General features: G+C 70.6%; 16 protein-coding genes. 9 read left to right on the top strand and 7 right to left on the bottom strand.

The window, feature by feature from the left end; genetic code table 11:
• Positions 1-23: 23 nt before the first annotated feature.
• Positions 24-980: a methylmalonyl Co-A mutase-associated GTPase MeaB gene (gene meaB, locus OHT76_RS29445; RefSeq protein ID WP_328873874.1), complete on the bottom strand. Its 957-nt coding sequence runs from the start codon at positions 978-980 to the stop codon at positions 24-26.
• Between the two features lie 32 nt (positions 981-1012).
• Positions 1013-2206, bottom strand: a complete 1194-nt coding sequence (locus OHT76_RS29440; protein WP_328873873.1) for an acetyl-CoA C-acetyltransferase — start codon at positions 2204-2206, stop codon at positions 1013-1015.
• 147 nt (positions 2207-2353) lie between these two features.
• On the opposite strand from OHT76_RS29440, the gene mce reads away from it, so the two are divergent.
• The 7 genes from mce (at position 2354) to OHT76_RS29405 (ending at position 12072) form a co-directional block, all read left to right on the top strand.
• Positions 2354-2794 (top strand): methylmalonyl-CoA epimerase, encoded by a 441-nt coding sequence (gene mce / locus OHT76_RS29435; protein ID WP_328873872.1) that lies wholly within the window; start codon positions 2354-2356, stop codon positions 2792-2794.
• Between the two features lie 210 nt (positions 2795-3004).
• The gene (scy, locus tag OHT76_RS29430; protein ID WP_328873871.1) at positions 3005-6919 is read left to right on the top strand and encodes a polarized growth protein Scy; all 3915 of its coding nucleotides are present in this window, start codon (positions 3005-3007) and stop codon (positions 6917-6919) included.
• Positions 6920-7102: 183 nt separating this feature from the next.
• A complete protein-coding gene (locus OHT76_RS29425) occupies positions 7103-8038 on the top strand; it encodes a cellulose-binding protein (protein ID WP_328873870.1) in 936 nt (311 codons plus the stop codon).
• Positions 8039-8123: 85 nt separating this feature from the next.
• Positions 8124-9083: an ABC transporter ATP-binding protein gene (locus tag OHT76_RS29420; protein ID WP_328873869.1), complete on the top strand. Its 960-nt coding sequence runs from the start codon at positions 8124-8126 to the stop codon at positions 9081-9083.
• Positions 9084-9086: 3 nt separating this feature from the next.
• Positions 9087-9857 carry an ABC transporter permease gene (locus OHT76_RS29415; RefSeq protein WP_328873868.1) on the top strand — a complete coding sequence of 257 codons (771 nt, stop codon included), beginning with the start codon at positions 9087-9089 and terminating at the stop codon, positions 9855-9857.
• A 110-nt stretch (positions 9858-9967) separates the two neighbouring features.
• Positions 9968-11203, top strand: a complete 1236-nt coding sequence (locus OHT76_RS29410) for an ABC transporter ATP-binding protein (protein WP_328873867.1) — start codon at positions 9968-9970, stop codon at positions 11201-11203.
• Positions 11200-12072, top strand: a complete 873-nt coding sequence (locus OHT76_RS29405; RefSeq protein ID WP_328873866.1) for an ABC transporter permease — start codon at positions 11200-11202, stop codon at positions 12070-12072. Before OHT76_RS29410 ends, OHT76_RS29405 begins: the two co-directional genes overlap by 4 nt.
• On the opposite strand, the gene OHT76_RS29400 is transcribed toward OHT76_RS29405, so the two are convergent.
• The gene (locus OHT76_RS29400) at positions 12069-12410 is read right to left on the bottom strand and encodes an ATP/GTP-binding protein (RefSeq protein ID WP_328873865.1); all 342 of its coding nucleotides are present in this window, start codon (positions 12408-12410) and stop codon (positions 12069-12071) included. The genes OHT76_RS29405 and OHT76_RS29400 overlap by 4 nt on opposite strands.
• Before the next feature lie 223 nt (positions 12411-12633).
• Between OHT76_RS29400 and OHT76_RS29395 the strand changes: the two genes are divergently transcribed.
• On the top strand, positions 12634-13662 hold the full coding sequence (locus OHT76_RS29395; protein WP_328873864.1) for an LLM class flavin-dependent oxidoreductase: 1029 nt from the start codon (positions 12634-12636) through the stop codon (positions 13660-13662).
• Between the two features lie 81 nt (positions 13663-13743).
• On the opposite strand, the gene OHT76_RS29390 is transcribed toward OHT76_RS29395, so the two are convergent.
• A complete protein-coding gene (locus OHT76_RS29390) occupies positions 13744-14136 on the bottom strand; it encodes an SCO5389 family protein (RefSeq protein WP_015657788.1) in 393 nt (130 codons plus the stop codon).
• A gap of 243 nt (positions 14137-14379) precedes the next feature.
• On the opposite strand from OHT76_RS29390, the gene nucS reads away from it, so the two are divergent.
• A complete protein-coding gene (nucS, locus tag OHT76_RS29385) occupies positions 14380-15051 on the top strand; it encodes an endonuclease NucS (protein WP_328873863.1) in 672 nt (223 codons plus the stop codon).
• Positions 15052-15120: 69 nt separating this feature from the next.
• On the opposite strand, the gene OHT76_RS29380 is transcribed toward nucS, so the two are convergent.
• The 3 genes from OHT76_RS29380 to OHT76_RS29370 all read right to left on the bottom strand — a co-directional run bounded on the left by OHT76_RS29380 (position 15121) and on the right by OHT76_RS29370 (position 19226).
• On the bottom strand, positions 15121-17673 hold the full coding sequence (locus OHT76_RS29380) for an ATP-binding protein (protein ID WP_328873862.1): 2553 nt from the start codon (positions 17671-17673) through the stop codon (positions 15121-15123).
• Between the two features lie 231 nt (positions 17674-17904).
• The gene (locus OHT76_RS29375; RefSeq protein WP_007499006.1) at positions 17905-18228 is read right to left on the bottom strand and encodes an STAS domain-containing protein; all 324 of its coding nucleotides are present in this window, start codon (positions 18226-18228) and stop codon (positions 17905-17907) included.
• A gap of 149 nt (positions 18229-18377) precedes the next feature.
• Entirely contained in the window at positions 18378-19226 is an 849-nt protein-coding gene (locus tag OHT76_RS29370; protein WP_328873861.1) for a 3-hydroxyacyl-CoA dehydrogenase family protein, read from the bottom strand.
• Positions 19227-19268 lie beyond the last annotated feature (42 nt).

Below are 19268 nucleotides of genomic sequence, written 5' to 3'. Positions count from 1 at the left end.
TCCGGCGTTCGAAGTCCGTCCGCCTAGCCGCGCGTCAGGCCCTCAACCAGTTCGTCCGCCGCCCTGTACGGGTCCAAGTCACCAGCCACGATCCGTTCCGCCAATGCGCCGAGGCGCCGGTCGCCGTGCAGGTCGCCGATCCGCTCCCGCAGGGCCGTCACCGCGATCGTCTCCACCTCACGGGAGGCCCGGGCCTGGCGGCGCTCCGCGAGGACTCCGTGCTCCTCCATCCACGCCCGGTGCTTCTCCAGCGCCTCGACGACCTCGTCGATGCCCTCGGCACGGGCCGCGACCGTCTTCACGATCGGCGGCCGCCAGTCGCCGGGGCCGCGGGACTCGCCCAGGCCCAGCATGTGGTTCAGCTCGCGAGCGGTCGCGTCCGCTCCGTCCCGGTCGGCCTTGTTGACGACATACACATCGCCGATCTCCAGGATCCCGGCCTTCGCCGCCTGGATGCCGTCGCCCATCCCCGGAGCCAGCAGCACCACCGACGTATCCGCCTGCGACGCAATCTCCACCTCCGACTGCCCCACCCCGACCGTCTCGACCAGGATCACGTCACAGCCCGCCGCGTCCAGGACCCTGATCGCCTGCGGGGCGGACCAGGCCAGACCGCCCAGGTGGCCGCGCGTCGCCATCGAGCGGATGTAGACGCCCGGGTCGGAGGAGTGTTCCGACATCCGCACGCGGTCGCCCAGCAGCGCACCCCCCGAGAACGGCGACGACGGATCCACCGCAAGCACCCCGACCCGCTTGCCCTGCTTGCGGTACGCCGTCACCAGGGCGGACGTCGTCGTCGACTTGCCGACCCCCGGGGAACCGGTCAGGCCGACCACGTACGCCCCACCCGTCAGCGGCGCGAGTGTCGCCATGACCTCCCTGAGCTGCGGGGACGCCCCCTCCACCAGGGAGATCAGGCGAGCCACGGCCCGCGGCCTGCCCTCCCTGGCCTGGGCCACCAGCGTGGAGACGTCCTGCATCACAGCTCCGATCTCACAGAGGAACAGACAGTTCAGGCCTTGGGTACCCGCACGATCAGCGCGTCACCCTGACCACCACCACCGCACAGCGCGGCAGCGCCCACGCCACCACCCCGGCGCTTCAGCTCCAGCGCCAGGTGCAGTACAAGCCGCGCACCCGACATGCCGATCGGGTGCCCCAGGGCAATCGCACCGCCGTTGACGTTCACCTTTTCCGTGGACACCCCGAGGTCCTTCATTGACTGGACCGCGACGGCCGCGAACGCCTCGTTGATCTCGATCAGGTCGAGGTCGGAGGCCTCAAGGCCCTCCTTCTTCAGGGCGTGGGCAATCGCGTTCGAGGGCTGCGACTGAAGGCTGTTGTCCGGACCCGCCACATTGCCGTGGGCGCCGATCTCGGCGATCCACTCCAGGCCCAGCTCCTGCGCCTTCGCCTTGCTCATCACGACGACCGCGGCCGCACCGTCGGAGATCTGCGAGGCCGAGCCCGCCGTGATCGTGCCGTCCTTCGCGAACGCCGGACGCAGCTTCGACAGCGACTCGGCGGTGGTCTCCGCGCGGATGCCCTCGTCCTTGCTGAAGACGACCGGCTCGCCCTTGCGCTGCGGGATCTCGATCGGGGTGATCTCGGCCTCGAAGATGCCGTTCTTCTGGGCGGCCGCGGCGCGCTGGTGGGAGAGGGCGGCGATCTCGTCCTGCTCGGGGCGGGCGATACCGAGGCGGGTGTTGTGCTTCTCCGTCGACTGGCCCATGGGGATGTTCTCCCACGGGTCGGTCAGACCGTCGTAGGCCATCGCGTCGAGCATCTCGATGGCGCCGTACTTGAAGCCCTCACGGGACTTGGGCAGGAGGTGCGGGGCGTTCGTCATCGACTCCTGGCCGCCCGCGACGACGATGTCGAACTCGCCCGCGCGGATCAGCTGGTCCGCGAGCGCGATGGCGTCGAGGCCGGAGAGACAGACCTTGTTGATGGTGAGCGCCGGGACGCTCATCGGGATACCGGCCTTCACGGCCGCCTGACGGGCCGGGATCTGGCCCGCGCCGGCCTGCAGGACCTGGCCCATGATCACGTACTGCACCTGGTCGCCACCGATCCCCGCACGGTCGAGGGCGGCCTTGATCGCGAAGCCGCCGAGGTCGGCTCCCGAGAAGGACTTGAGTGAGCCGAGCAACCGGCCCATGGGCGTACGCGCGCCCGCGACGATTACCGAAGTTGCGGAAGACATGTCGTGCGATCCCCTTCCAGCCTGTACAGCCGAGGAGTGAACGAGGGTTTACTTCGAATGTACTGATGGCACTCCGTGCCGTCACCGGGCTGTCGGTGTGATCGCTGGCACGTTGCGTAACCACCTCCGGAGCGCTGCACTAACAGCATGCTGACGCGAATCGACCACATCGGGATCGCCTGCTTCGACCTCGACAAGACCGTCGAGTTCTACCGGGCCACCTACGGCTTCGAGGTGTTCCACTCCGAGGTCAACGAGGAGCAGGGCGTGCGCGAGGCCATGCTCAAGATCAACGATACGTCCGACGGCGGGGCGTCCTACCTCCAGCTCCTGGAGCCCACCCGCGAGGACTCCACCGTCGCGAAGTGGCTCGCCAAGAACGGCGAGGGCGTGCACCACATCGCCTTCGGTACGGCGGACGTGGACGGGGACGCCGCGGACATCAAGAGCAAGGGCGTACGCGTTCTGTACGAGGAGCCCCGAATCGGCTCCATGGGGTCACGTATCACCTTCCTGCACCCCAAGGATTGCCATGGCGTACTGACAGAACTGGTCACTTCGGCGCCTGTTGAGTCACCTGAGCACTGACCCTCGTACATATGGGCCGGTAGGGTTGGGGGCGGTCGTCGCTCTCGGGCGCTCGACCGCGGGCCGGGGTCCGGGTTTCGGGGGTACGAGCGGCGGGCAGCAGCCCATGCTCCGCCGTTGATCTGACACCATTCCCCGGGGGCCCCGTTCGGCGGATGGACGGAGCTCGTACGGAGAGACTTGCGACCAGGGGACGGATGGGACCGCGCAGTGCGGGGCTACGAACGCCAGGAGCGAGAGCCGGCGGCTGACGTCGACCACCTCTCTCGGTTCGAGGCCGAGATGGATCGGCTGAAGACCGAGCGGGAAAAGGCGATCCAGCACGCCGAGGACCTCGGCTACCAGGTCGAGGTGCTGCGCGCCAAGTTGCACGAGGCGCGGCGCACCGTCATGTCCCGGCCCGATTTCGGCGGCGGCGACATCGGCTATCAGGCCGAGCAACTGCTGCGGAACGCGCAGATCCAGGCCGACCAGCTGCGGCAGGACGCCGAGCGCGAGCTGAGCCAGGCCCGGGCGCAGACCCAGCGCATCCTCCAGGAGCACGCCGAGCAGGCCGCACGGCTCCAGGCGGAGCTGCACCAGGAGGCGGTCACCCGTCGTCAGCAGCTCGACCAGGAGCTGGCCGAGCGCCGGCAGACCGTCGAATCGCATGTCAACGAGAACGTGGCGTGGGCCGAGCAGCTGCGCGCCCGCAGCGAGTCCCAGGCCCGCCGGCTCCTCGACGAGTCCCGCACGGAGGCCGAGCAGGCCATGGCGGCGGCCCGCGCGGAGGCCGAGCGGGTCACCGCGGAGGCCCGCCAGCGCCTGCAGAGCGAGGCCGAGGCCGCCCGCGCGGAGGCCGAGCAGTTGCTACGGCGGGCTCGTACCGACGCCGAGCGGCTGCTGAACGCCGCCTCCACCCAGGCCCAGGAGGCCACCGACCACGCCGAACAGCTCCGTACCTCCACCGCCACCGAGTCGGACACCGCCCGCCGCCAGGCCACCGAGCTGAGCCGGGCCGCCGAGCAGCGCATGGCGGAGGCCGAGGAGGCGCTGCGCAAGGCGCGGTCCGAGGCCGAGAAGGTCCTCACCGAGGCCGAGGCGGCCGCGGGCAAGGCGCTCAGCAGCGCCGAGTCGGCCAACGAGCAGCGCACCCGTACGGCAAAGGAGCAGGTCGCCCGGCTGGTCAGCGAGGCCACCAAGGAGGCCGAGGCGACCAAGGCGGAGGCCGAGCAGGTCGTCGCGGACGCCCGCGCCGAGGCCGAGAAGGTCCTGGCGGAGGCCGCCGAGAAGGCTCGTACGCTCACCGCCGAGGAGAGCGCGACCCAGCTGTCGAAGGCGGCCAAGACCGCCGAGGACGTCCTCAACAAGGCGCAGGAGGACGCGCAGAACACCACCAAGGCCGCGACCGAGGAGGCCGAGCGGATCCGCCGGGAGGCGGAGACCGAGGCGGACCGGCTGCGCGCCGAGGCGCATGACATCGCCGAGCAGCTCAAGGGCGCGGCGAAGGACGACACCAAGGAGTACCGCGCCAAGACGGTCGAGCTGCAGGAGGAGGCCCGCCGACTGCGCGGGGACGCCGAGCAGCTGCGCGCCGACGCGGTCGCCGAGGGCGAGAAGATCCGCGCGGAGGCCCGCAAGGAGGCCGTCCAGCAGATCGAGGAGGCGGCCAAGACCGCCGAGGAACTGCTGGCGAAGGCCAAGGCGGACGCGGACGAGTTGCGCCAGGGCGCGACGGCGGACAGCGAGAAGGTCCGTACCGAGGCCATCGAGCGCGCCACGACGCTGCGCCGGCAGGCCGAGGAGACGCTGGAGCGCACCCGGCAGGAGGCCGAGCGGCATCGCGCCGAGGTCATCGAGCAGGCCGAGGGCATCCGCGACGAGGCGGAGCGGGCCGCGCGTGAGCTGCGCGAGGAGACCGAGCAGGCCATAGAGGCCCGTCGCGCGGAGGCCGCCGAGGGTCTGACCCGGCTTCAGACGGAGGCCGAGCAGCGGGTCACCGCCGCCGAGCAGGCGTTGACGGAGGCCCGTGAGGAGGCCTCCCGGATCCGGCGCGAGGCCGCCGAGGAGTCCGAGCGGCTGCGCGCGGAGTCCGCCGAGCGGATCCGCACCCTCCAGCAGCAGGCCGAGGCGGAGGCCGAACGGCTGCGCACCGAGGCCGCCTCCGACGCGTCCGCTTCCCGCGCGGAGGGCGAGGCCATCGCCGTACGTCTGCGCTCGGAGGCCGCCGCCGAGGCGGAGCGGCTGAAGTCGGAGGCTCAGGACAGCGCGGACCGGATGCGCGCGGAGGCGCAGGCCGCCGCCGAGCGTCTTGCGACCGAGGCGTCGGAGACGCTGGCCGCAGCCCAGGAGGAGGCCGTACGGCGTCGGCGCGAGGCCGAGGAACTCCTCGGCTCCGCCCGCCAGGAGGCGGACCAGGAGCGCGAGCGGGCCCGCGAGCAGAGCGAGGAACTGCTGGCCTCGGCGCGCAAGCGCGTGGAGGAGGCGCAGACCGAGGCGCTCAGGCTGGTCGAGGAGGCGGACCGGCGCGCGAGCGAGATGGTCTCCGCGGCCGAGCAGCACGCGCAGCAGGTGCGGGACTCGGTCGCCGGGCTGCACGAGCAGGCCCAGGAGGAGATCCAGGGGCTGCGCAATGCCGCCGAACACGTGGCGGACCGTACCCGGCGCGAGGCCGAGGAAGAGGCGGACCGGGTCCGCGGCGACGCATACGCCGAGCGGGAGCGGGCCTCTCAGGACGCGGGCCGGATCCGGCGCGAGGCGGCGGAGGAGACGGACGCCGCCAAGGCGCTGGCCGAGCGCACGGTGTCGGAGGCCATCGCGGAGGCGGAGCGGCTGCGCGCCGACGCGTCCGAGCACGCCCAGCGGGCGCGGACACAGGCCTCGGACACCGTCGCCGAGGCCGATCAGGCGGCGGCGCGCACCCGGGCGGACGCCCGCGAGGACGCCAACCGCATCCGCTCGGACGCGGCGACGCAGGCCGACACCCTCATCACCGAGGCGCGTTCGGAGGCGGAGCGGCTCACCACCGAGACGGTCACCGACACCGACCGGCTGCGGACCGAGACGGTCGCCGAGGCCGAGCGGGTACGCACCGAGGCGATCGAGGAGGCCGAGCGGCTCCGCGCCGAGTCGGTCGCGCAGGCCGAGCAGCTGCTCTCGGACGCCACCGGCGAGGCCGAGCGGCTGCGGGCCGAGGCCGCCGAGACGGTGGGCTCCGCGCAACAGCACTCCGAGCGGATCCGCAGCGAGTCGCAGCGGATGAAGGCCGAGGCGCTGGCGGAGGCCGAGCGGGTCACCGCGGCCGCGCGCGAGGAGTCCGAGCGGACCCTGGACGAGGCCCGCAAGGCCGCCAACAAGCGGCGCTCGGAGGCCGCGGAGCAGGTCGACAAGCTGATCTCGGAGACCGCCGCCGAGGCCGACAAGCTGCTCTCCGAGTCGCAGAAGCAGGCGCTGAAGACGACCGCGGAGGCGGAGGCGCAGGCCGACACCATGGTGGGCGCCGCCCGCAAGGAGGCCGACCGGCTGGTCGCGGAGGCGACGGTCGAGGGCAACTCCCGGGTGGAGAAGGCCCGTACGGACGCGGACGAGCTGCTCGTCGGCGCCCGCCGGGACGCCACCGCGATAAGGGAGCGCGCGGAGGAGCTGCGCGACCGCATCACGAGCGAGATCGAAGAGCTGCACGAGCGGGCCCGCCGCGAGGCCGCCGAGACGATGAAGTCGACCGGCGACCGCTGCGACGCGCTCATCAAGGCGGCCGAGGAGCAGCTGGAAAAGGCCCAGGCGAAGGCGAAGGAGCTGGTCTCGGAGGCCAACTCCGAGGCGGGCAAGGTCCGGATCGCCGCGGTGAAGAAGGCCGAGGGGCTGCTCAAGGAGGCCGAGCAGAAGAAGTCCTCGCTGGTCAAGGAGGCCGAGGAGCTTCGGGCCGAGGCGATCCGCGAGGCCAAGCGGACGGTCGAGGAGGGCAAGCGCGAGCTGGAGGTGCTTGTGCGCCGGCGCGAGGACATCAACGCCGAGATCTCCCGTGTCCAGGACGTGTTGGAGGCGTTGGAGTCTTTTGAGGCCCCGGCGGCCGGCAAGGACAACGGCGTCAAGGCCGGCGCCACGGTCGGCGCCCCCCGATCGGGTGGCAAGTCGCCGGAGAGCTAGCCAGGCGAAGCGATTCCGGTGTCTTCTGGGGCCTTTGCCCAACTTTTTGGCAAGCGGTCCGACGGTTAGCCACTCAAAAGGGGTGTCATTCTCCAGATCAAACACGTATCCGCTCGATGACACACCGCTTCGGCCCCTAGGATTCCACCTATCACCTCACCGGTCTCATTCGACAGGAACCCCATGAGCGACACTTCCCCCTACGGCTTCGAGCTTGTGCGGCGTGGGTACGACCGCGCTCAGGTGGACGAACGGATCTCCAAGCTCGTCTCCGACCGTGACAGCGCTCTCGCCCGCATCACCGCTCTGGAAAAGCGCATCGAGGAGCTCCACCTCGAAACGCAGAACGCCCAGGCTCAGGTAAGCGACGCAGAGCCGTCGTACGCCGGTCTCGGCGCGCGTGTCGAGAAGATCCTCCGCCTCGCCGAGGAAGAGGCCAAGGATCTGCGCGAGGAGGCCCGTCGCGCCGCCGAGCAGCACCGCGAGCTCGCCGAGTCGGCGGCCCAGCAGGTCCGCAACGACGCAGAATCGTTCGCTGCGGAGCGCAAGGCCAAGGCGGAGGACGAGGGCGTCCGGATCGTCGAGAAGGCCAAGAGCGACGCCTCCCAGCTGCGCTCCGAGGCTCAGAAGGACGCGCAGTCCAAGCGTGAGGAGGCCGACGCTCTCTTCGAGGAGACCCGGGCCAAGGCAGCTCAGGCCGCCGCGGACTTCGAGACGAACCTCGCCAAGCGCCGCGAGCAGTCGGAGCGCGATCTGGCGTCCCGTCAGCAGAAGGCCGAGAAGCGCCTCGCGGAGATCGAGCACCGCGCGGAGCAGCTCCGTCTGGAGGCCGAGAAGCTGCGCACGGATGCCGAGCGCCGTGCTCGCCAGACCGTGGAGACCGCGCAGCGCCAGGCCGAGGACATCGTGGCCGACGCCAACGCCAAGGCCGACCGCATCCGTTCGGAATCCGAGCGCGAGCTCGCGGCGCTGACCAACCGCCGCGACTCGATCAACGCTCAGCTGACGAACGTGCGCGAGATGCTGGCGACCCTCACCGGTGCCGCGGTGGCCGCCGCGGGCACTCCGGCCGAGGACGAGCCGATCTCCCGTGGGGTTCCCGCGCAGCAGTCCCGGTAACGCTCCGGCGTACAGCTGCTGAATACCTGCAAAGCCCTCTGCCACTGAGGTGGCAGAGGGCTTTGTCCCGTTTTAGCGTGGCCGCATGATCGAGCTAGAGGGGCTGACCAAGCGGTACGGCGAGAAGGTGGCGGTCAACAATCTCACCTGCACCGTCAGACCCGGCATCGTGACCGGGTTCCTCGGCCCCAATGGCGCCGGCAAGTCCACCACGATGCGGATGATCCTCGGCCTCGACCACCCCACCGCCGGTGACGTCCGCATCGACGGCAAGCACTACGACCAGCTCAAGGACCCGCTGACGTACATCGGCGCCCTGCTGGAGGCGAAGGCCTGGCACGGCGGGCGCAGTGCCTACAACCACCTGCTGTGCCTCGCGCAGAGCAACGGCATCCCGAAGCGGCGGGTGCGCGAGGTACTGGAGACGGTGGGGCTCACGGCGGTCGCGCGGAAGAAGACCAAGGGCTTCTCGATGGGCATGGGGCAACGGCTCGGTATCGCGGGCGCGCTGCTCGGGGATCCGCGGATCCTGATGTTCGACGAGCCGGTCAACGGCCTCGACCCCGAGGGCATCCACTGGATCCGCAATCTGATGAAGTCGCTGGCCGCCCAGGGCCGGACGGTGTTCGTGTCCTCACATCTGATGAGCGAGATGGCCCTCACCGCCGACCATCTGGTCGTCATCGGCCAGGGCCGGCTGCTCGCCGACACCTCCATGGCCGACTTCATCGCACAGAACTCGCGCTCCTACGTCCGTATCCGCACCCCGCACCGGGAGCGGCTGCTCGATGTGCTGCAACGGGCCGGGATGACGGTCGTGCAGACCGGGAGCGACTCGTTGGAGGTGGACGGCGGGAAGCCGGAGCGGATCGGTGAGCTGGCGGCGCAGCACCAGATCGTGCTGCATGAGCTGAGCCCTCAGCAGGCGTCTCTGGAGGAGGCGTTCATGCAGTTGACCGCGGAGTCGGTGGAGTACCACGCACATTCGGAGACACCCCCCGAGCAGCGGCAGGCGTGGGGCGACGGCTGGCAGAGGGAGGGCTGAGCGATGGCGACGAGTCAGGTCATCCGTTCGGAGTGGACCAAGATCCGGTCGGTGGCGTCGACGGTGTGGACGCTGTCCCTCGCCGTGGTGGTCACGATCGCGCTGGGCATGCTGATCTCGCTGCTGTCGAAGAACGAGTTCGACAACATGAACCGCGAGGACCAGCTCTCCTTCGATCCGACCTTCATCAGCTTCGCGGGCATGAGCCTCGGTCAGCTCGCGATGATCGTGTTCGGGGTGCTGGTGGTGTCGAACGAGTACAGCACCGGCATGATCCGCACCTCGCTGGCCGCGGTGCCGCAGCGCGCCTCCTTCCTGTTCAGCAAGATCACGGTGGCGACCGGTCTGGCCCTCCTGGTCGGCCTGGTCACCAGCTTCGTCACCTTCTTCCTGGGCCAGGCGATGCTCGGCGAGCACAAGGCCTCCATCGGCGACGACGGAGTGCTGCGGGCGGTGATCGGCGGCGGCCTCTACATGGCGCTGATCGCGATGTTCTCGATGGGCGTGGCCGCGATGCTGCGCTCGCCGATGCTGTCGCTGGGCATCCTGATGCCGTTCTTCTTCCTGGTCTCCAACATCCTCGGCAATGTCCCGGCCACCAAGAAGATCGGCCGCTATCTGCCCGACCAGGCCGGCAGCAAGATCATGCAGGTGGTCACCCCGGTCGACAACGACACTCCGTACGGCCCCTGGGGCGGGCTCGGAATCATGGTGTTGTGGGTGATCGCGGCCCTTGTGGGCGGGTTCGTACTGCTCAAGAAGAGGGACGCCTAGGGATTCTGTTTTTGCACTGACTTGAAGGGAACCGTCAGCGCCCGGATATCCTCCTAACCCTTACGGGGGCGTGTGCCCTGCTGTCCTGAACCTTTCGATGGGTGCGGAGCATGATCGAGGCAGTCGGCCTGACCAAGCGCTACGGCGACAAGACCGCTGTGTACAACCTTTCCTTCCAGGTGCGGCCCGGGTCCGTCACCGGCTTCCTGGGGCCCAACGGCTCCGGCAAGTCGACGACGATGCGGATGATCCTCGGCCTGGACAACCCCACCTCGGGGCAGGTGACGATCGGCGGCTACCCGTACCGCAAGCTGCCGAACGCTCCCCGTCAGGTCGGCGCGCTGCTGGACGCCAAGGCGGTGCACGGCGGTCGCGCGGCCCGCAACCATCTGCTGAGCTTGGCCCAGCTGTCCGGCATCCCGGCCCGCCGGGTGGACGAGGTGCTCGGCGTCGTGGGCCTCCAGGACGTGGCGCGGAAGCGCTCCAAGGGCTTCTCGCTCGGCATGGGGCAGCGGCTCGGCATCGCGGGCGCGCTGCTCGGCGACCCCCAGGTGCTGCTGTTCGACGAGCCCGTCAACGGCCTCGACCCCGAGGGCATCCTCTGGGTCCGCAACCTGATGAAGTCGCTCGCCGCGGAGGGTCGTACGGTCTTCGTCTCCTCGCACCTGATGAGCGAGATGGCGCTGACCGCCGACCACCTGATCGTGATCGGGCGCGGTCAGCTCCTCGCCGATATGAGCGTGCAGGACTTCATCGCGGCGAACTCCGCGGGCTTCGCGCGGGTGCGCACGCCCGACACCGAGCCGCAGCTGCGCGAGAAGCTCTCCACGGCGCTGGCCGAGGCGGGCGGCCATGTGCTGTCCGAGCAGGACGGCGCGCTGCGCGTGACGGGGCTGCCGCTGCCGCGCATCAGCGACATCGCCCACGAGACGGACGTACGGCTGTGGGAGCTGTCGCCGCACCAGGCCTCGCTGGAGGAGGCGTACATGCGGATGACGCAGGGCGCCGTCGACTACCGCTCGACCATCGACCAGAAGGCCGGGCTCCAGCAGCCGCTGCCGCCCGGCGCGCAGCCGCCGATGCCGGTTCCGGGACAGGGCCAGCCGGGCTGGTACGCCCCGCCGCCGCCCCAGCAGGGCGGTCAGCCGTTCGCGATGCCCCAGGGTCACCCGGGACAGCCCGCGCAGCCGTCGGGCCCCCCTCAGGGCCCGTACGGCGCCCCGGCCGCGCCCGCCGCCGCCCCGGCCGCCCCGGCCGCGGTCCCCAACCCGTACGCGCAGCCCGCGCCCGCCGCCCCCGCCCCTTCTCCCGCTGTCGACACGACCAAGCCCGAGGACGCCCGATGAGCACCCCGCAGCCCCCGATGCCGCAGGCCGCCGCACCGAACTGGCAGGCGGCGCCCGGCGCTTCGTACCCCGGTTACACCTCGCCGATCCCGGTGAAGCGCACGCACCTCGGCAACGCCCTCGCCTCGGAGTGGACGAAGATCCGGTCGGTGCGCTCCACGATGTGGACGCTCGGCGTGTTCGTGGTGCTCGTCATCGGCATCGGTCTGGCCACCGCCGCGCTGGTTTCCGCCAACGCCACCGAGGGCGATCTGGCGGGCGAGAACCCGCTGTCGTTCGGCTTCTTCGGGCTGCTGCTCGGCATCATGTGCGTCATGACGCTGGGCGTGCTGACGACGGCCTCGGAGTACGGCACCGGCATGATCCGCACCACGATGACCGCCTGCCCGTCCCGTGGGCGGGTGCTGGCGGCCAAGGGGATCGTGTTCTTCGTGGTCGCCTTCACGGTGACCCTGTGCTCGGCGGTGCTCGTCGCGCTCGCGGACGTCTCCATGCTGACCGACGCCCGGGAGCCGTCCAGCTCCGAGTGGCTGAAGGGCACGGTAGGCGTCTCGCTCTACATCGCGCTGCTCGGCCTGCTGTCGCTGGTCGTCGGCTCGATCATCCGGCACTCCGCGGGCGCCATCACCATCATGATCGGCCTGCTGCTGGCGCCGCTGGTGATCGCGCTGTTCATGTTCTCGGAGTCCCTGGTGGACCTGCGCGAGGCGCTGTTCGAGTACTCCATCCCGAACCAGCTGAGCGTCTTCTACTCGCAGTCCCTCACCGAGACCGGCCCGTCCGGCTGGGACCCGCTGTGGATCATGCTCGGGGTGACGGCGGCCGCGTTCGCCGGGGCGTACGCGCTCCTGGAGAAGCGGGACGTCTAGAACTTCGGCGCATTACGGGACCGCTGCACCCGCGTGGTGCGGCGGTCCTTCGCGTTCCAGCACGACTTGTGCCAGTGCCTGCGGTCGTCCACGCCCGAGTGGGCGGGCCAGGCCACCACATGCGGGACACCGTCGGGGATCAGCTGGTCACAGCCCGGACAGCGGTACGACTTGCCCTGCGCGCTGGCGCCCGCCACATGCCGTACGTTCCAGTCCTCGCCCTGCCACTCCTCCGAGGACTGCCAGCCGCCGTACCGGCCGGAGCGGTCGTCCTCGGCGCTCCGGCCGGACGGGGCCGACGCACCGCCGGCCTTGGGACGGTTGCGACGCGGGGACACGGGACACCTCACGGGGCTATACAGGGAGCAGGGGCCGTGTCCAGCCTACGCGGCGCGGACACGGGTACGCGTAGGCCACCAATCGTCACAAGTCCCCTTCCGCGGCGCCTCATTCTGCAGACAATCCGCAAATCCCTCCGTCAAGCCGTGTCCTCGGCACGTGTCAGACGGTTATGCCGAGTGGGGGAGCTCCGCGTCGGAGCCAAGGAAGCAGGAAAAAGCAATGCGCGTTGGAAGTTTCGTGTTGGCGGCCCAGTTCCCGGGTCAGGGCCAGGGGGAGGCGCTGCACCGCGCGGTCCGCTCGGCCGAGGTCGCGGAAGAGGCGGGTCTGGACTCGGTCTGGCTGGCCGAGCACCACTTCGTGCCCTACGGCACCTGTCCGTCGGCGATCACCCTGGCCGCGTTACTGCTCGGCCGCACCCGCCGGATCCGGGTCGGCACCGCCGTGAGCGTGCTGCCCACCGCCCACCCGGTGGCCCTGGGCGAGCAGGCCGCGCTGCTGCATCTGACGAGCGGCGGGCGCTTCTCGCTGGGCGTCGGACGCGGCGGGCCCTGGGTCGACCTGGAGGTCTTCGGCGCGGGTCTGGAGGCCTTCGAGACGGGGTTCCCGGAATCACTCGATCTGCTGGTGCGCTGGCTGCGCGAACCGTCGGTCGCGGCCTCGGGCGAGCGCCACAACTTCCGCGAGGTCGCCGTCGTCCCGCGCCCCGCGGAGTCCCTGTCGGGCGAGCCCGGGCCTGAGGTCGTCCTCGCCTGTACGTCGCCCACCAGCGTGCGGATGGCGGCCGAGCGCGGGCTGCCGATGCTGCTGGGGATGCATGTGGGCGACGAGGAGAAGGCCGAGATGGTCGCCCTGTGGCGGGAGCACGCGCGCGCGGCCGGGCGGACGCCGGAGGAGATCCGGGCGGCGGGCCATGTCTCGGCCGGCGTCTGCCAGATCGCCGACCGGCGCACGGACGCGGCCGAGACCCTGCTGAAGGCGATGCCGGGCTGGCTGAAGCAGGGCCTGGAGGCCCATGTGACGGTGGACGGCCGGCACCGGACGATGCGCGATCCGCTGGCCTACACCGAACTGCTCTGCGGACTGCACCCGGTGGGCACCCCGCGGCTGTGCGCCGACCGACTGGCGGCGACCAGCGAGCGGACCGGTATCTCCCGCTTCGCCCTGCTCGTCGAGGGCTCGGGCGACCTGGCGGCCACCGAGGAGAACGTACGGCGGCTGGGTGCCGAGGTGCTCCCACACCTCGGCTGAACGGGCCTGCCCGGCCGGAGGCTTGCCGCCCGTACTGAATGCACCTCCCGCGTACGGAGCGGCAAGCAAACGGCTCTGGGGTCAGCAGTCCCGGAGCTCCGGAGACTGGTTCAACAGCTGGTTGCGCACCGAGGTGAAGCGAGCCAGCGTCTCGTCGACCGAGGAGTCCAACGGGAACACCGCCACCCGGTGGCAGTTCTGGAAGGCCAGCCGCACACCGAAGTGCCGCTGCAGCGCGCCGCGTATCGCGTCACTCGCAAGCGCACGCAGCAGCTGGCCACGCGCCTGCTCGTCCGGCGGGGGCGTCTGGTTGTCGGCGAACTCTCCACCGTCGACCTTCAGCTGAGCCACCAGGGAGCTGATCATCTCCCATGCGTAGGGCAGGGAGGTCCGGACGCAGTCGACGAAGGCGGCTTCATCGACCTCGCCTCGCTCGGCCTGTTCCAGTAGGGCCGGTGAGACGTCGAGCGACATGAGTTCTCCTCTCGCACCCCCGAACAACAGGGGTTGCCGGACAGGGACGGGAGTTCACGTCCCGAACACGCTGCGTGCACGGTCCGCGACCTCCCGTTTACTACCGTAGGCAACAGACCGTGACGGCACCAGAAGAATGCGTACATGGACAACTCTCAGTAGGCGCACAATCGGCCAATACCGAACAGGGGTCTTCCAGGGCGAATCGCGTGCACACCTGCCCGTCGAGTAGCGTTGCCGACCATGCGTCTCGTCATTGCCCGATGCTCCGTCGACTACGCGGGCCGGCTCACCGCCCACCTTCCGTCCGCACCCCGTCTGATCCTGGTGAAGGCGGACGGCAGTGTGTCCATCCACGCGGACGACCGGGCCTACAAGCCCCTGAACTGGATGTCTCCGCCGTGCTCGTTGAAGGAGGGCACGGGCGAGGAGGACGGCGTCTGGACCGTCACCAACAAGGCGGGCGAGAAGCTCATCATCACGATGGAGGAGATCCTCCATGACTCCTCGCACGAACTGGGCGTCGATCCCGGCCTGATCAAGGACGGCGTGGAAGCACACCTTCAGGAACTCCTCGCGGACCGCATCGAAACGCTGGGCGAGGGCTATACGTTGATCCGGCGCGAGTACATGACGGCCATCGGCCCGGTGGACATCCTGTGCCGCGACGCGGACGGCCGGACGGTCGCGGTGGAGATCAAGCGCCGGGGCGAGATCGACGGCGTGGAACAACTGACGCGCTACCTGGAACTGCTCAACCGCGACCCCCACCTGGCCCCGGTGAAGGGCATCTTCGCGGCCCAGGAGATCAAGCCTCAGGCCCGAGTCCTCGCCACGGACCGCGGAATCGGCTGCCAGGTCCTGGACTACGACGCGATGCGCGGCATCGAGGACGACAAGCTGCGGCTGTTCTGACCGGCGGTTCTACGACGACGAGGGCCGGGTCCTGGGAAAGGACCCGGCCCTCGTGTGCTGTGCGGAGCCTCAGATCACGTCGGCGGAGGTGCTGGGGCTCTCCGGTGCGCTTGCCGAGCTGCTGGTCTCCGCCGGGGCGCTGGACGTGGCGGGGCCGCTGGCCGAGTCGGAGGTGGAAGGTGTCGTGGACGGTGTCGTGGACGGCTCGGTCTCGGTCGGGGTGGGGGTCGGAGACGGCTCGGTCTCGGTCGGCGTCGGTGTCGGCGACGTCGGCGGCTTCGACGTGGGCGGCTTCGACGAGGAGCTCGGCGGCTTCGTCGGGGTCTTGGTCGGGCTGTCGCTCGAACCGTCCCCGCCGCTCGGGTCGTCGGACGGCTCCCCCGTGTCCGTCGGCGTCGGGTCGTCCGACGTGCCGAACGAACCGTCGGGACCGGGATCCGTCGGACGACTCGTCGCCGTGCCCGTGTCGCCCGAGCTCTCGTCGTCGTCCGCCTTGTCCGCGCCGAGGCTGTCGTCATCGGTGCCCTGGCTGGCCGACGGGTTGACGCCCACCTGGTCGGACGGGTTGCCCGGCTCACCGTCGGAGGTGGCGCCGAGGGTCACCACGGTGCCGAGGACGGCCACCAGCAGCGCTCCCGCGCCCGCCGCCACGAGGTTCCGCTTGGCGAGGCCCTTCAGACCGCCTCGCGCCTTGCGTGACGGTCCGGGAGCCGAGGAGCGGTGGATGACGAGCGCGGGGTCGCTCGCGGGCTGCTGCAGGGGCGGGAACGCCGCCGGGATTCCGCCGGGCGGCGACTGCGACTCCTCGTAGCGCGCGCCCGACACCTCCTCCCCCGCCGTCGCGCCGATCCCGGCCGCCGCGATCCCGACCCCGGGCGTGTCCCCGGTGCGGTCGGCGACCAGCGCCAGGGCGCGGCGGCCCGCGACGGTGCCCCGCTTGTCCGCGAGGGCGCCCCGCAGACCGATGGAGGCCTCCAGTTCGGCACGGGCTCGGTCGTACTGTCCGCCGCAGAGCGCGAGGATGCCCAACTCGTGGTGGAAATAGGCCTGTTCCCCTACGTCCCCGGCGAGCCGTGCGGCCTCCGCCCCGGACCTGAGCACCCGTTCCCAGGCGCTCCAGTGCAGCCCCGCGGCGAACGCGGGCGCGGCGGTACGGGCGAGCAGAACGGCCGGGTTCTGCGCCCCCTCCTCGACGGGCGGCGTGGTAGCGGGCACCAGCACGGTCAGCGCGGCGAGCAGGGCGTCCGCCTGGTCGCACACCCGCTCCGGGGTGACCGAGGGGTGCCCGGCCCACCAGGCGTAGTGCTGGGCGGCGGCCAGCGCGCCGGCCTCGACGCCGTCGGCGTATCCGGCGGCGGCGAGCTGGGTGCGTACTCCCGCCGCGAGTCGGTAGCGGGCGCCGACCGGGGAGACAAGACCGCACGCGGCCAGTTCCCCGAGGGCGGCGTCCGCGTGGGTGTCGTCGACCAGGGCCGGGAGATGGGCCTGGTCCGGCACCTCACCGCCGAGCGCGACGGCGATGCGCAGGGTGGCGCGGGCGGAGGCGCTGAGCCGGGAGGCGAGCAGCGGGGCGGGCGCGGCCGCCTCACCGAGCGCCGGCAGCGGTATCTCGACACTGTCCTCGGCGTCGAAGGGCACGTCGAAGGGCACGTCGAAGGCCGCGTCCACGGGCAGCGCGTCCTCGAAGACGCCGTACTCGTCGACGGCACCGGCCCCGGCCCGCAGTTGGTCGCGCTGGCGCAGCAGGGCGCCCGCCTGGACGAACCGCAGGGGCAGGCCCTCGGACTCGAACCAGAGGTCGCCGGCCCAGTTGGCCTCGTCCTCGGTCAGCGCTCGGCCGACGGCCCGCTCCAGCAGATCCAGACCCGCGGCACGCTCCAGACCACCGAGGAAGACCTCTTCGAGCGCGGAATCGGTGGACGGCGCGGGCACCTCGGGGGTGGCCGCGATCAGGAAGGCGCACTCGGGCGTGGCGTCGAGCAGTTCGTCGAGGGCGGCGCCGCCGATCTCGACGTCGTCCAGGACGACGACCGCGCCGATCTCACGGACGCAGGCGAGCAGTTCGTCCCGGTCCGGGTGGTACAGGGGTGCGTCGTAGACGGCGTGGAGAAGGTCGTACAGCAGATCGCTCGCCGTGCGGTGGTAGCCGCTGAGGCGGACGACGCCGTCGGGGGCGAGGTCCGCGCAGTCCTCGGCGACGACGTCGAGCAGGCTGGTGCGGCCCGATCCGGCGGGGCCGGTCAGACGTACGGAACGACCGCGCGCGAGCAGTCGAACGAGCCGTTCGCGCTCCTCCTGGCGGGCCAGCAGGGGCAGTTCCGGCTGAGGCGGTCCGGGCGGCACCGGTGGCCTGGCCGTGCGGTCGGCCTCGGCGCGGGCGGCAGCGGTGCGCTTCGCGGGCCGGGTCGGGCGTTCGCCGGGCGGACAGGCCTCGATCTCGCTGCCGTCGACCGGATTGACGGTGAGCAGGAAGTCGCCCGAGACAAGCTGGACGGTACGGGCCAGTGCGGGCGTGTGCTGTCCGAAGTCGGGTGTGAGGGGATCCCTGGGCGGGCGCTGACGCGGCGCGTTTGCGTCGTCGTCGTGGCCGTACTCCTCGGGTCCCCGGTTGTTCGGGTCCATAGGTTTCAAGCCCCCCAAAAGCGTCGTGTGCTCTAGCCCCTCCCGGCCGTTGTGCACACCGCGCTGTCGCTTCTGGTCCGGGCCCGCTCGAAGGGTTGTCACTCAGCGGGCGACCGAACCCTAAACCTTCGCACAGTATCTACGACAGGCCGGGGTACCGCGCCGTCCGAGACGTCACAGGTTCGTGAGGATTGTGCGCGACATGCGCTTCACGACCGGAACGTCCGACCGCTACACGCGCGGCAGTGACTCCACACCGATGCCGCCCTCGATGGCGAGGATCCGGTGCAGCCGGGTGGCCACCAGCAGGCGCTGCATCTGCGGTGGTACGTCACGCAGCACCAGCCGTCGGCCGCAGCGCCCGGCACGCCGGTGCGCTCCCATGATCACTCCAAGGCCGGTGGCGTCCCAGGAGTCCAGCTCGGACAGGTCCAGCACCAGATCGCCGACTCCGTCGTCGACGGCCGAGTGCAGGACCGTACGGGCGTCCGCCGCGCTGCGGACGTCGAGGCGGCCCCCGACGACCAGCTCGGCGTGGTCGCCCCTGATGTGCATAGCGCTCCCCTAAGCGTGCGTCTCGTGCTCCGCGATGTGTGTCCGGTGATGCAACCTCTGACGGCCCAAAGTGGTCAGAGGTTGCCGTCTGTAAGCGAACCGATACCGAATTCACCCCGGAGAGTGATACTCCTGGGGCGTGTGCGGTTTCAGTGCTTGTAGAAGCCCTGCCCGCTCTTGCGTCCGATGTCACCGGCGTCAACCATCCGGCGCATCAGCTCCGGCGGAGCGAACTTCTCGTCCTGGGACTCGGTGTAGATGTTGCTGGTGGCGTGCAGCAGGATGTCGACGCCGGTGAGGTCCGCCGTGGCGAGCGGGCCCATGGCGTGGCCGAAGCCCAGCTTGCAGGCGAGGTCGATGTCCTCGGCGGTGGCGACGCCCGACTCGTAGAGCTTGGCGGCCTCGACGACGAGCGCCGAGATGAGCCGGGTGGTGACGAAGCCGGCCACATCCCGGTTGACGACGATGCAGGTCTTGCCGACGGACTCGGCGAACTCCCGTGCGGTGGCGAGGGTTTCGTCGCTGGTCTTGTAGCCGCGCACCAGCTCGCACAGCTGCATCATCGGGACCGGCGAGAAGAAGTGGGTGCCGACCACGCGCTCGGGGCGCTCGGTCACCGCCGCGATCTTGGTGATCGGGATGGCGGAGGTGTTGGAGGCGAGCACGGCGTCTTCGCGCACGACCTTGTCGAGCGCGCGGAAGATCTCGTGCTTGACCTCCAGCTTCTCGAAGACGGCCTCGACGACGATGTCGGCGTCCGCGACGGCGTCCAGGTCGGTGGTGGCGGTGATCCGGCCGAGGGCGGCGTCGGCGTCGTGCGCCTCCAGCTTGCCCTTGCTCACGAACTTGTCGTACGAGGCCTTGATGCCGTCGGTGCCACGCCGCAGAGCTTCGTCGGTGACGTCGCGCAGAACGACGTCCCAGCCCGCCTGCGCGGAGACCTGGGCGATCCCGGAACCCATCAAGCCGGCGCCGATGACGGCAAGCTTCCGTGCCACTGTGCGACTCCCCATTACACGCTGTTTACGTTGCCTCTCGGC

This window comes from Streptomyces sp. NBC_00287, assembly GCF_036173105.1.
In the GTDB taxonomy this organism is placed as follows: Bacteria; Actinomycetota; Actinomycetes; order Streptomycetales; family Streptomycetaceae; genus Streptomyces.
The sequence above is the reverse complement of the archived record's forward strand: the minus strand, read 5'-3'. Positions and strand labels throughout refer to the sequence as shown.

Excerpts from the sequence above, each read along its gene's own strand:
- meaB (WP_328873874.1), bottom strand. The coding sequence starts at position 980 with ATGCAGGACGTCTCCACGCTGGTGGCCCAGGCCAGGGAGGGCAGGCCG.
- OHT76_RS29440 (WP_328873873.1), bottom strand. The coding sequence starts at position 2,206 with ATGTCTTCCGCAACTTCGGTAATCGTCGCGGGCGCGCGTACGCCCATG.
- mce (WP_328873872.1), top strand. The coding sequence starts at position 2,354 with ATGCTGACGCGAATCGACCACATCGGGATCGCCTGCTTCGACCTCGAC.
- OHT76_RS29425 (WP_328873870.1), top strand. The coding sequence starts at position 7,103 with ATGAGCGACACTTCCCCCTACGGCTTCGAGCTTGTGCGGCGTGGGTAC.
- OHT76_RS29420 (WP_328873869.1), top strand. The coding sequence starts at position 8,124 with ATGATCGAGCTAGAGGGGCTGACCAAGCGGTACGGCGAGAAGGTGGCG.
- OHT76_RS29415 (WP_328873868.1), top strand. The coding sequence starts at position 9,087 with ATGGCGACGAGTCAGGTCATCCGTTCGGAGTGGACCAAGATCCGGTCG.
- OHT76_RS29410 (WP_328873867.1), top strand. The coding sequence starts at position 9,968 with ATGATCGAGGCAGTCGGCCTGACCAAGCGCTACGGCGACAAGACCGCT.
- OHT76_RS29405 (WP_328873866.1), top strand. The coding sequence starts at position 11,200 with ATGAGCACCCCGCAGCCCCCGATGCCGCAGGCCGCCGCACCGAACTGG.
- OHT76_RS29395 (WP_328873864.1), top strand. The coding sequence starts at position 12,634 with ATGCGCGTTGGAAGTTTCGTGTTGGCGGCCCAGTTCCCGGGTCAGGGC.
- OHT76_RS29390 (WP_015657788.1), bottom strand. The coding sequence starts at position 14,136 with ATGTCGCTCGACGTCTCACCGGCCCTACTGGAACAGGCCGAGCGAGGC.
- nucS (WP_328873863.1), top strand. The coding sequence starts at position 14,380 with ATGCGTCTCGTCATTGCCCGATGCTCCGTCGACTACGCGGGCCGGCTC.
- OHT76_RS29380 (WP_328873862.1), bottom strand. The coding sequence starts at position 17,673 with ATGGACCCGAACAACCGGGGACCCGAGGAGTACGGCCACGACGACGAC.
- OHT76_RS29375 (WP_007499006.1), bottom strand. The coding sequence starts at position 18,228 with ATGCACATCAGGGGCGACCACGCCGAGCTGGTCGTCGGGGGCCGCCTC.